At 64.4% G+C, this 11,842-nt stretch carries 9 protein-coding genes; 4 read left to right on the forward strand and 5 right to left on the reverse strand.

Annotated elements, in window-relative coordinates; all coding sequences use genetic code 11:
- Positions 1 to 15 precede the first annotated feature (15 nt).
- Both ACVWZ4_RS15040 and ACVWZ4_RS15045 read right to left on the reverse strand, forming a co-directional pair.
- Complete coding sequence (locus ACVWZ4_RS15040; protein WP_092238255.1) at positions 16 to 765, reverse strand: F0F1 ATP synthase subunit A; 750 nt, start codon at positions 763 to 765, stop codon at positions 16 to 18.
- A 112-nt stretch (positions 766 to 877) separates the two neighbouring features.
- Positions 878 to 1,252, reverse strand: a complete 375-nt coding sequence (locus ACVWZ4_RS15045) for an AtpZ/AtpI family protein (RefSeq protein WP_456700011.1) — start codon at positions 1,250 to 1,252, stop codon at positions 878 to 880.
- Positions 1,253 to 1,536: 284 nt separating this feature from the next.
- On the opposite strand from ACVWZ4_RS15045, the gene ACVWZ4_RS15050 reads away from it, so the two are divergent.
- Together ACVWZ4_RS15050 and ACVWZ4_RS15055 are read left to right on the forward strand one after the other, a co-directional pair.
- Positions 1,537 to 2,070, forward strand: a complete 534-nt coding sequence (locus ACVWZ4_RS15050) for a hypothetical protein (RefSeq protein ID WP_456700010.1) — start codon at positions 1,537 to 1,539, stop codon at positions 2,068 to 2,070.
- 18 nt (positions 2,071 to 2,088) lie between these two features.
- Positions 2,089 to 2,562, forward strand: coding sequence for a secondary thiamine-phosphate synthase enzyme YjbQ (locus ACVWZ4_RS15055; RefSeq protein ID WP_456700009.1), 474 nt, complete (start codon positions 2,089 to 2,091; stop codon positions 2,560 to 2,562).
- Between the two features lie 66 nt (positions 2,563 to 2,628).
- Here ACVWZ4_RS15055 and ACVWZ4_RS15060 read toward each other — a convergent pair whose 3' ends face one another.
- Positions 2,629 to 4,314 (reverse strand): MFS transporter, encoded by a 1,686-nt coding sequence (locus ACVWZ4_RS15060; RefSeq protein ID WP_456700008.1) that lies wholly within the window; start codon positions 4,312 to 4,314, stop codon positions 2,629 to 2,631.
- A gap of 302 nt (positions 4,315 to 4,616) precedes the next feature.
- On the opposite strand from ACVWZ4_RS15060, the gene ACVWZ4_RS15065 reads away from it, so the two are divergent.
- Both ACVWZ4_RS15065 and ACVWZ4_RS15070 read left to right on the forward strand, forming a co-directional pair.
- Complete coding sequence (locus ACVWZ4_RS15065) at positions 4,617 to 5,288, forward strand: response regulator transcription factor (RefSeq protein ID WP_456700007.1); 672 nt, start codon at positions 4,617 to 4,619, stop codon at positions 5,286 to 5,288.
- Between the two features lie 398 nt (positions 5,289 to 5,686).
- Complete coding sequence (locus ACVWZ4_RS15070; protein WP_456740643.1) at positions 5,687 to 6,715, forward strand: alpha/beta fold hydrolase; 1,029 nt, start codon at positions 5,687 to 5,689, stop codon at positions 6,713 to 6,715.
- A 4-nt stretch (positions 6,716 to 6,719) separates the two neighbouring features.
- On the opposite strand, the gene ACVWZ4_RS15075 is transcribed toward ACVWZ4_RS15070, so the two are convergent.
- Both ACVWZ4_RS15075 and hemA read right to left on the reverse strand, forming a co-directional pair.
- Positions 6,720 to 10,226, reverse strand: coding sequence for a PAS domain-containing hybrid sensor histidine kinase/response regulator (locus ACVWZ4_RS15075; RefSeq protein ID WP_456737059.1), 3,507 nt, complete (start codon positions 10,224 to 10,226; stop codon positions 6,720 to 6,722).
- 221 nt (positions 10,227 to 10,447) lie between these two features.
- The gene (gene hemA / locus ACVWZ4_RS15080; protein ID WP_456740644.1) at positions 10,448 to 11,677 is read right to left on the reverse strand and encodes a 5-aminolevulinate synthase; all 1,230 of its coding nucleotides are present in this window, start codon (positions 11,675 to 11,677) and stop codon (positions 10,448 to 10,450) included.
- Positions 11,678 to 11,842 lie beyond the last annotated feature (165 nt).

Consider the following 11,842-nt stretch of genomic DNA (forward strand, 5'->3'; position numbering starts at 1 on the left):
AATTCCCCGGACCGCTTAGTGTCCCGGATGAATGGCGTCGTTGAGGTAGATGCAGGTCAGGATCGCAAACACATAGGCCTGCAGGAACGCGACCAGGATCTCGAGGGCGTACAGCGAGATCGTGAGCGCCAGCGGCAGCACGCCGCCGACCCAGCCGATGGCGCCGAGCGAGAAGCCCAGCATGGCGACGAAGCCCGCGAACACCTTCAGCGCGATGTGGCCGGCCAGCATGTTGGCGAACAGACGGACGCTGTGGGAGACAGGCCGCAGGAAGAAGGACAGGATCTCGATGAACATCACCAGCGGCAGGATGTAGCCGGGGACGCCGTGAGGAATGAAGATCTTGAAGAACTTCAGGCCGTTCTTGGCGACGCCGTAGATCAGCACCGTGAAGAAGACCAGCAGCGCCAGCGCCACCGTGACGATCAGATGGCTCGCGATCGTGAAGGTATAGGGGATGACGCCGACGAGATTCGACACGCAGAGGAACATGAAGATCGAGAAGACCAGCGGGAAGAACTTCATGCCTTCCGAGCCGGCGGTCGAACGGATGGTCGAGGCGACGAACTCGTAGGAAATCTCGGCGACCGACTGCAGGCGGCCCGGAACGAGCTGCGTGCCGCTGGCAAGCATCAGGATCGAGATGATCGCCACCGCCACCAGCATGTAGAGCGATGAATTGGTGAAGGCGATCGTGTGATTGCCGATATGGCCCAGCGTGAAGAGCGGCTCGATGTTGAACTGGTGGATCGGATCGATTTTCATCGGCGCGGCATCTCTTGGTCTGCCGGGCTAGCCGGCGTGTCTCGGTCTGCCGGCCGGGCCGGCCCGCACCGGCGAAACCGGCGCGATCAATTCCTCTCTTGTTCGGATTCGCTCAAGACCCGCCGCGCCTGTCCTGACCCGCGCCCGCCGTTCTCACCACATTCACCACGCCGGCTACGAAGCCCAGCAGCGTGAACACGATAAATCCGAAAGGCGATGTCGACAGCAAGCGGTCGAAACCCCAGCCAATCCCCGCCCCGACGACGACCCCGGCGATCAACTCGGAGGATAACCGGAAACCAAGCGCCATCGCCGAGGCTCTGGCCGCTCCGTCTTCACCGTCACCTGCGGGTTGCTCGGTCTTGATGTGGCGGCCGCGAATTTCGGACAACCGCTGATCAAGACTTCCGAGCCGTTCGGAAAGCGCAGCTTCCTCGGGCGATCTATCGCGATCTCCATTCCCGTTGTGTCCCGTGTCCTGAGCCATGCCACGAAGACCCGAAACGCCGCGGTTGAATGGAAATTACGCTCGCCACCCTCAAAAGCCGCGCGGACCATACTGACCGCACATAATCAAGTCAAGCCAAGTCACGATCGCGTCGTGATCCTTTATCCGTCTGATTTCATTGAGGATATTTCCTTGTACGCCAGCGCTGCACACAGCGTGACGCCGCACCGCAGCAGCTCTCCGCGCGATCCGCCGATGCGTCGTCGCCCGCCGGGGTGTAGAATTTGGCGGTGTGGCACCTGCGCGGCGTGGCGGAGAGCGCGATGAGACCTGCGAAATCATCCACAACATCAAGGCTTGCGGCCGTGGTCGTTGCGCTGACGGCGGTCAGCGGCACCCTGGCTGCGGCGCAATCGGCGCCCGACGGCGAAAACGGCCGGTACAGCATGACGCCGATCCCGGACGGCGTGCTGCGGCTCGACACCCGCACCGGCACGGTCTCGACCTGCACCAGGAATGATGCCGGCTGGGCCTGCTACGCCGTGCCCGACGAGCGCGCGGCGCTCGATGCCGAGATCGGCCGTCTCCAGGCCGAGGTCGAAAAGCTCAAGGGGCAGCTCGCGGCAGGGCCGGCGGTCCCCGGCAAGATTGAGGAGGCGCTGCCGAAATCCGATTCCTTGAAGAAGGCCGAGCCGCAAGCACGAGAACCAAAGTCCGCCGAGGGCGACCGCAAGCTCGAGATCCCGCTGCCGAGCGACCAGGACCTCGATCGCGCGATGTCGTTCCTGGAAAAGGCCTGGCGGCGGCTGATCGACATGGCCAATCGCGTGCAGAGGGACGTGTCGGGGAAGATATGACGTGACGCGAGACATGTCATGACATCGGCCAAATCAATCACACGCTCGGCGCCATCGTCGGTGCAGGCCACGACGATCGTCTCGTCGCAGCTCGCCGTGCAGACGAAGGGCCGCGGCTTCACCGATCTCACCAGCGAGCTCGTGAAATTCATCGCCGAGGCTCGCGCCCGCGATGGCGCGCTGACGCTGTTCATCCGCCACACCTCGGCATCACTGACGATCCAGGAGAATGCTGATCCCTCCGTCCTCGTCGATCTCACCACCGCGCTCTCTCGGCTCGCGCCGGAAAACCTGCCGTGGACACACGACACCGAAGGACCCGACGACATGCCCGCGCATATCAAGACGATGCTGACGCAGACGTCGTTGCACGTGCCGGTGCTGGGCGGCGGGCTTGCGCTCGGCACCTGGCAGGCGATCTATCTGGTCGAGCATCGCGCGCGCCCGCACCGCCGCGAAATCGTGCTGCAATTCATCGGCTGCAATCAATAGGCCTCAAAAGCAGACCGGCCGCGGATCGCTCCGCGGCCGGTCGTTTGTCGGTGTCGCGCGAGGCGATCAGGTCTTGGTGATGTCGACGTCCTTGGTCTCGGGCACGAAGATCAGGCCGACGATGAAGGTCATCGACGCGATCGCAATCGGGTACCAGAGACCTGCATAGATATTACCCGTCGCGGCAACCAGCGCGACCGCGATCGGGGGCAGCAGGCCTCCGAACCAGCCGTTGCCGATATGATAGGGCAACGACATGGAGGTGTAGCGGATCCGCGTCGGGAACAGCTCGACGAGAGCGGCCGCGATCGGGCCGTACACCATGGTCACGAGGATCGCGAGGTAGGTCAGCACGACGATCAGCAGCGGCATGTTGATCGCCGACGGATCAGCTCCCTTGATCGGGTAGCCGGCTTCGCCGACCGCGGCCGTCACGGCGGTCGTGAACGCGGCGCGGGCGGCCGCGAAGGCCTTGGGATCGGCGCCCGTTCCGTTCACGGACTCGAACGACTTGGTGCCGACGACGACCTTGGCGAGGCTGCCGGGCGCGGCGGGCTCCAGCCTGAAGTTCACCGATGATGCGATCAGCGCGTTGCGGGCGACGTCGCAGGAGCTGGTGAACGCCCTGCCGCCGACCGGGTCGAACAGCACATTGCAGTCCTTTGGATCGGCGACCACGGAGACCGGCGCAGTTGCCAGCGCCTTCTCGAGCGCCGGATTTGCAGCTGATGTCAGCAGGCTGAAGGCGTAGTGATAGGTCACCGCGCCGAGCAGACAACCGGCCAGGATGATTGGCTTGCGGCCGATCTTGTCCGAAAGCCAGCCGAAGAACAGGAAGCCGACGGTCGCGATCGCAAGCGCAATGATGAGCGCGATGTCAGCCGAGTTCGCCGGGACCTTGAGCGTATTGACGAGGAACACGCGCGCATAGAATTGCCCGCCATACCAGATCACGGCCTGACCGGCGGTGAGGCCGAGCAGGGCGATCAGCGCAACCTTCCCGTTCTGCCAATTGCCGAAGGCTTCCGACAGCGGAGCCTTGGAAGCCTTGCCTTCCTCCTTCATCTTCTGGAACAGCGGCGACTCCGAGAGCTGCATGCGGATCCAGATCGAGATGCCGAGCAGCAGGATCGAGAGCAGATAGGGGATGCGCCAGCCGCCCGAGAGGCCCGAATCGGCGAATGAGTCGGCGCTCATGCTGTTGCGGACGACGTAGACAACGAGCAGCGACAGGAAGAGCCCGATCGTTGCGGTGGTCTGAATCCAGGAAGTGTAGAATCCGCGGCGGCCCTGCGGTGCATGCTCGGCAACGTAAGTGGCGGCGCCACCATACTCGCCGCCGAGCGCGAGCCCTTGCAGGAGGCGCAAGCCGATCAGGATCGTCGGCGCCAGCCAGCCGATCGTCTGGTAGCCGGGCGTCAGGCCCACCAGGAAGGTCGACAGACCCATGATCGAGATGGTGACGAGGAAGGTATATTTGCGGCCGACGAGATCGCCGACCCGGCCGAACACCAGCGCGCCGAGGGGGCGAACCAGGAAGCCTGCCGAGAACGTCAGGAGCGCAAAGATGAACTGTGTGTTGGCGTCGAACGCCGAGTAGAACGCCTTGCCGATCTGGGCCGCAGTCCATCCGTAGAGATAGAAATCATACCATTCGAACACGGTACCGAGTGAAGATGCGAAGATGACCTTCTTCTCTTCGCCGGTCATTCCCCGCGTCCCGACGCCGCCGGCGGCCGCTGCCATTGTCATAGTTGGACTCCCCGAAGTTCGTTTCCTCGCGTCCCGGCTGTCCGGACATGCCGGATCACCCCAGGTCTTGCCCCCAAGGTAACATCGGCGTGAAACACGCCCATATACGACTTTCGGCCTTGCGCACTGACACCCAACTGACGGCGCCGAGTTATAGTGCAGCGCGCCGGCACGGTTTGAGGATTAACCCCTTTTCCAGCGCAGGAATAATGTGCCCTTGCATGCCACGGCCGACCGGGAAAGAATTGACCATCGCTCCGGTCCGGATTACTGGCGCTGATGTGAACGACAGCAAGAGAACGATGAACGCTCCCTCAACCCACCTCGTCATTGCCGACGATCACCCGCTGTTCCGTGATGCGCTGCGGCAGGCGGTGGCGGGCGTCCTGAGCACGGCGAAGATCGATGAGGCCGGGTCGTTCGAAGACCTGACGAAACTGCTGGAACAGTCCTCCGACGTCGACCTGGTCCTGCTCGACCTCTCGATGCCCGGCATCTCCGGTTTTTCCGGGCTGATCTATCTGCGTGCGCAATATCCGGCGATTCCGGTGGTGATCGTCTCGGCCTCCGACGACAGCGCCACGATCCGCCGTTCGCTGGATTTCGGCGCCTCCGGCTTCATCCCGAAGCGCTTCGGCGTCGAGACGCTGCGTGATGCCATCCTCAAGGTCATGGAGGGCGACGTCTGGGTTCCCGCCGACACCGACCTGACGACCGCCTCCGACCCCGACATGACCAAGCTGCGCGACCGCCTGGTGACGCTGACGCCGCAGCAGGTGCGGGTGTTGATGATGCTGTCGGAGGGACTGCTGAACAAGCAGATCGCCTATGAGCTCGGTGTCTCCGAGGCGACCATCAAGGCCCACGTCTCGGCCATCCTGCAAAAGCTCGGCGTCGAGAGCCGCACCCAGGCCGTGATCGCCGCGGCGAAAATCTCCGGCGGCCAGTGGAAGCAGGGCACGCCGACGGGGTAGGGCGCTTCCTCGCGATTTCGCGGATGTCCGTGGGGCACCTGATGGATCGCACGTGAACCGGACACGTGCGAATTGATCGGCGCCACGCGCGAGCGCACTCAGTTGTTGACGTTTTCCCAGAGCAGAAGAACCAAGCGCCATCCTCTGAGGATGGATGCGGACAAACCTCGCTGCGGCCGGAATTGACCCGCTCGGCCGTTCGACGATGTCAGCCTCCCCGGCAAGCTTTGTTGCAGAGTTTTGCAAACGAGTTCTGTGCCGGCCTCACAACGTCTTTTCACTCCAGACGTGCGTCCTGCGTCGCACGCTGATAGTCACTTACGTAGCTGCAGCGAGGCTCTCATAAGCCAAAAATGGATGCCCGGCAGCGACGTCAGTGACATCAAAGGACCAAGACCATGACAGAGATCATCGACCAGCATCGCCGCCGCTTCCTCGGCATCGCAGCCGGCACTGCCGCCGTCGGCTTTGGCGTGATCGACCTCGCGCGGGCCGAAACGGCAGCCGCGCCGTCTTCGGCAACGGCTTCGTTCGGCGCGATCAAGCAGATCAATGCGGGTGTGCTCGACATCGGCTACGCCGAAGCCGGTCCAGCGACCGGTCCGGTCGCCATCCTGCTGCACGGCTGGCCTTACGACATTCACAGCTTCGTCGACGTCGCGCCGATCCTGGCGCAGGCCGGCTATCGCGTGATCGTCCCCTATTTGCGCGGCTATGGGTCGACGAACTTCCTCTCCAGCGAGACGCCGCGCAACGGCGAGCCGGCCGCGCTGGCCGTCGACGTCATCGCGCTGATGGATGCGCTCGACATCAAGAAGGCGGTTCTTGCCGGCTTCGACTGGGGCGCGCGCACCTGCGATATCATTGCCGCGCTGTGGCCGGAGCGCTGCCGCGCGCTGGTCTCTGTCAGCGGCTATCTGATCTCCGGCCAGGCATCGGGAAGCGCGCCGCTGCCGCCTGCGGCCGAACTGCAATGGTGGTACCAGTTCTACTTCGCGACCGAGCGCGGCCGCGCCGGCTACGAGAAGTACACGCATGACTTCGCAAAGCTGATCTGGAAGCTGGCCTCGCCCCAGTGGAGGTTTGACGACGCCACCTTCGATCGCAGCGCCAAGGCGTTCGAGAACAAGGATCACGTCGCGATCTCGATCCACAATTATCGCTGGCGGCTCGGGCTCGAGAAGGGCGAGACGAAGTACGAGGAGATTGAAAACAAGCTCGCGGCGGCTCCCATCATCAGCGTGCCTGCGATCACGATGGAAGGCGACGCCAACGGCGCGCCGCATCCCGATCCTGGCGCCTACGCCAAGAAGTTTTCGGGCCGCTACGATCATCGCCTGATCACGGGCGGCATCGGCCACAATCTTCCGCAGGAAGCTCCGCAGGCCTTTGCCAAGGCGGTCATCGATGCCGACGGCAGCACCTGAGCCGTTACTCCGCCGCAACCATCTGCTGCGTGCGCCACTGCCCGAGCAGGGCACGCAGCGAAGCCGGCTTCACCGGCTTGTTGAGCACCGCGATCTTCTCGTCGCGCGCAGCCATCTGCACGGCGGGGCTGCGATCGGCCGTGATCAGGATCGCGGGGATGCTGTCGCCGAAGCGGCGGCGGATCTCGCGGATGGCGGCGATGCCGTTGCCGCGGTCGAGGTGATAGTCGACGAGCAGTCCGGTGACGCGCTTGCCGGCGGCCTCGATCGCCGATATCGCGCCTTCGGGATCTGCGACCGCGATCACCTCGGCGTGCCAGGCCTTCAACAGCGTCCGCATGCCGTCGAGGATCGCCGCGTCGTTCTCGATGCAGACGATCAGAGCGCCCGATATCGGCGCGCGCGCCAGCGGCGTTGCGCTTGTTAACGCCGCCGTCAGCGTCACGGCCTTGGCCGTCGGCACGATCACGGTGAACAACGAGCCGCCGCTTGCATTGGCGTCGATGGCGATGCCGTGGTTGAGCACGCGCGCCAGCCGTTCGACGATCGAGAGTCCCAGCCCCAGCCCGCGCGCGATCCGCGCACCCTGCTCGAGGCGGTGGAATTCCTTGAAGATCTCGCCGCGCTTGAGCGCGGGAATGCCGACGCCGGTATCGTAGACGCAGATCTTGAGCGAGGCGCCATGGCGCCGGCAGCCGACCAGCACGCGGCCGCGCGGGGTGTATTTGATCGCGTTCGAGATCAGGTTCTGCAACAGCCGCCGCAACAGCAAGCGGTCCGACTCGACCGGCAGCGAGCAGGGCACGAAGGTGAGCCCGAGGCCCTTGGCGCGCGCGATCGGCGCGAACTCGATCTCCAGCGAGCGCATCAGATCGGCCATCTTGAAGCTCGAGATCGAGGTCGTCATCGCGCCGGCGTCGAGCCTGGAGATGTCGAGCAGCGCGCCGAGGATTTCCTCGATCGCTTGCAGCGATTCGTCGATGTTCTCGACCAGCCGCATCTCCTCGCCATCGTGCTGGCGCTCCACCAGGCTCGTGACATAGAGCCGCGCCGCGTTCAGCGGCTGAAGAATGTCGTGGCTGGCGGCCGCGAGGAAGCGCGTCTTGGAGATGCTGGCGTCCTCGGCGATGCTCTTGGCTCGCGCAAGCTCCGAGTTCAGTCGCGTCAGCTCCTCGGTGCGGTCGCGCACACGCTTTTCCAGCGTCGCATTGGCGCGCTCCAGCGCTTCCGCCGCCTCGAAGGTCGGCGTGACGTCGGTGAAGGTGATGACGAAGCCGCCGCCGGGCATGCGATTGGTGAGCACCTCGATGACCATGTGGCGTTCCGGCAGGCGCTCCAGATAGGGTTCGCTGTCGGTGGTGTAGGCCACCAGCCGCTGCTCGATCATCGCTTCGCGGTCACCCTGGGAGGGATCGCTCACGCCCATGAATTCCAGGATTTCGCGCAAGGGCGTGCCGAACTGGATGAAATGCGGTGGCACGTTGAGGAGATCGCCGAACTGCCTGTTCGAGCAGATCAGCTGCAAATCGGCATCGAACACCGCGATGCCCTGGCGCACATGGTTGAGGGCTGTCTGCAGGATCTCGCGGTTGAAATGCAGCGCTGCGTGCGAATCGTCGAGCAATTTCAGCGCGGCTTTCGCGGACACCGTGCGCTTGCGCAGCAGCAGCGACATCACAAGGCGCGAGGACGCGGCCCCGATCGAGGAGGCGATCAGGTGCTCGGCATGCTGCAGCAGCTCGAAATCGGCGGGTGCTCCGGCCTCGAGCCGCATATTGCGCCGTGCCGAGAACGCATCGAACGACTGCCGGGCGCGATCGGGCCCGAGATATTGCGCGACGGTGCTCTGGATGTCCTGCACCGTGATGGTGGTGCGCCAGCGGCGGAAGTTCGGAGCGATCGGGGCGAGCGTGTTGGGGACGAACAGATCGGCCTGCACCAGCTCGATCGACGAGGGTTGACGTGCCAGCGACAGCAGCACGTAAGTGAGGATGTTGAGCGACAGAGACCAGACCACGCCATGCATCAACGGCGACAGGTCGGCGCCGAACAGCGCCTGCGGCCGCAGCGCCTCGATGCCGAACGGCCCATGCTGGAGCAGCAGGATGCCCGATGTCGAGGTGTCCATGAAGCTTGGGATGAACAGTGTGTAGAGCCACACCGCGAAGCCGACCAGCATGCCGCCGATGGCGCCGCGCGCGGTCGCGCGCCGCCACAACAGGCCGCCGAAGAAGGCAGGCGCGAGCTGCGCGATGGCTGCAAAGGACAAGAGGCCGATGGCCGCCAGCTGGGCGTTGCCGAGCGCGCGATAGTAGAAATAGGCCATCACCATGATGGCGAAGATGGCGAGTCGCCGCGAGCGCAGCAGGAAGTCGCCGAAGCCGGTGGCGGCTGCGCGTCCCTCGGGCCGTCGCTGCAGCACCAGCGGCACCACGAGGTCGTTGGAGACCATGATGGAGAGCGCGACGCATTCCACGATCACCATCGCGGTCGCCGCCGAGAGGCCGCCGACGAAGACTGCGACGCTGAGAAGTCCCGCACCGCCCTCCATCGGCAGGGCCAGCACGTACATGTCGGGGTTGACAGCGCCGAACGGGAAGATGACGAGGCCGGCGAGCGCGATCGGGATCACGAACACGTTGATCGCGACGAGATAAAGCGGAAACAGCCAGCGCGCGCGGCTGACCTCGGCATCCGAGGAGTTCTCCACGACGCTGACGTGAAACTGGCGCGGCAGCAGCATGATCGCGCACAGCGACAGCAGCGTCATGGTCAGGAAATTGCCGATCGACGGCGAATAGTCGATGGCGCGCACCGCCTCCGGGGTCCTCATCGCGCGCTCGATCAGTTCGTGCGGCGAAAACATCCAGAAGGTGACGAAGATGCCGGCGGTGAGGAAGGCGACCAGCTTGATGATGGACTCGGTCGCGACCGCGAGCATCAGGCCGTGCTGATGCTCGGTCGCGTCGGTCTGCCGCGTGCCGAACAGCACCGCGAAGGCCGCCATCGCCAGCGTCACCATCAGCGCCATGTCGCCGAGGATCGGGATGTGGGAGAACGCCTGGTCCTCGCTCAGGATGACTTCGAGCGAGGAGGCCACCGCCTTGAGCTGGAGCGCGATGTAGGGCACCGAGCCGATGATGGCGATCAGCGCTACGGTCGCCGCCACGGCCTGGCTCTTGCCGTAACGCGCACCGATGAAGTCCGCGATCGAGGTGATGTTGTGGGCTTTGGCAAGCTGGATCACGCGGCGGAGCACGCCGGCGCCGAGCCCGATCATCAGAATCGGACCGACATAGATCGCGAGGAAGTCGGTCGAGGTGCGGGTGGCAAAGCCCACCGAGCCGAAGAAGGTCCAGGACGTGCAGTAGATCGCCAGGGACAGCGGGTAGATCATCCCGGACGCGCGGCCGGGCCCGGCCTGCGAGCGGCGATCACCGTGGCTCGCCACCAGGAACAGGAACCCGATATAGCCGAAGGCGGCTGCGATCACGCCCCAGTCGTGCAGCATGGCGAGCGTGCTTCTCCCTGGGCGCAAAGGCGCCCGATCTCATTTTCCCTGCAAATCTAGCGCGTTGGCAGGGTAGAGGCGACAGCGAAATACCTGATAGAGGCGGGAACTGGGGGGCGTCGTTAAAGAGATATGGGCACGCTTCTGCGCTCCCTCCCCCTTGTGGGGAGGGGGTAGCTCAGGGGACGGTGCGGGTTGGATTCAAAGAGCAGCGAACACGCCTACTCCGCGGCCAGCGACTTCTCGCTCAGCGGTAGACCCAGACGATCCCACACCTGCAGCAGCGCTTCGGCGAGCTGATCGATCAGGCCGTCGTCGTGATAGGGCGAGGGCGTGATGCGCAGGCGCTCGGTGCCCTTGGCGACGGTCGGATAGTTGATCGGCTGGATGTAGATGCCGTGGTCCTCGAGCAGGATATCCGAGGCCTGCTTGCACTTCTCGGGATCGCCGACGAACAGCGGCACGATGTGCGTGTCGTTCGACATCACCGGGAGACCTGCGGCATTGAGGATCGCCTTGACGCGCGCGGCGCGGTCCTGGTGGCGCTCGCGCTCCCAGTTCGAGGTCTTCAGATGCTTGATCGCGGCGGTCGCGGCCGAGCAGATCGCCGGCGGCAGTGCGGTGGTGAAGATGAAGCCGGGCGCATAGGAGCGCACGGCGTCGACGATATGGCCGTTGCCGGCGATGTAGCCGCCGAGGCAGCCGAACGCTTTCGCCAGCGTGCCTTCGAGAATGTCGATGCGATGCATGACACCGTCACGCTCGGCAATGCCGCCGCCGCGCGGGCCGTACATGCCGACGGCGTGGACCTCGTCCACATAGGTCATCGCGTTGTACTTCTCGGCGAGATCGCAGATCCTGGCGAGCGGCGCGACGTCGCCGTCCATGGAATAGAGGCTCTCGCAGGCGATCAGTTTCGGCCGGTTCGCACCCGCAGCGTTCAGCAGCGCTTCGAGATCGGCGAGATCGTTGTGGCGGAACACCTGCCGCTCGCAGCCGGACTGGCGGATGCCCTCGATCATCGAATTATGGTTGAGCTCGTCCGACAGGATCAGGCAGTTCGGAATGAGCTTGGCGATGGTCGCGATGCCGGTCTGGTTCGAGACGTAACCGGAAGTGAACAGCAGCGCGGCTTCCTTGCCGTGGAGGTCGGCGAGCTCGGCCTCGAGCTGCACCAGCGGATGATGCGTGCCGGCGATGTTGCGGGTTCCGCCTGCGCCGGTGCCGACGCGGGTCGCGGTTTCGACCATGGCGCCGACCACCTTCGGGTGCTGGCCCATGCCGAGATAATCGTTGGAGCACCAGATCACGACGTCGCGCTTGCCCTTGGGCGAGTGCCAGACTGCATGCGGGAACCGGCCGGCCGTGCGCTCCAGATCGGCGAACACGCGATAGCGGCGCTCGCTGTGGAGGCGATCAAGGGCGGAATTGAAGAACTCGGCGTAATCCATCGGTGCAACCTGAGACGGAACTGACCAAAAGGGCGCATCTGTTTAGAGCTTTTCCAGCTCTAATGTCCATGCGCTATCGCCTATAGGGCCGTGAGGGGCATTGGGCAAAATGCCCTATCCGACCCGACCCAACTTGATCCCGATCAAGTTCGCGCGGGACATGAT

Source organism: Bradyrhizobium sp. USDA 4472, from assembly GCF_054058595.1.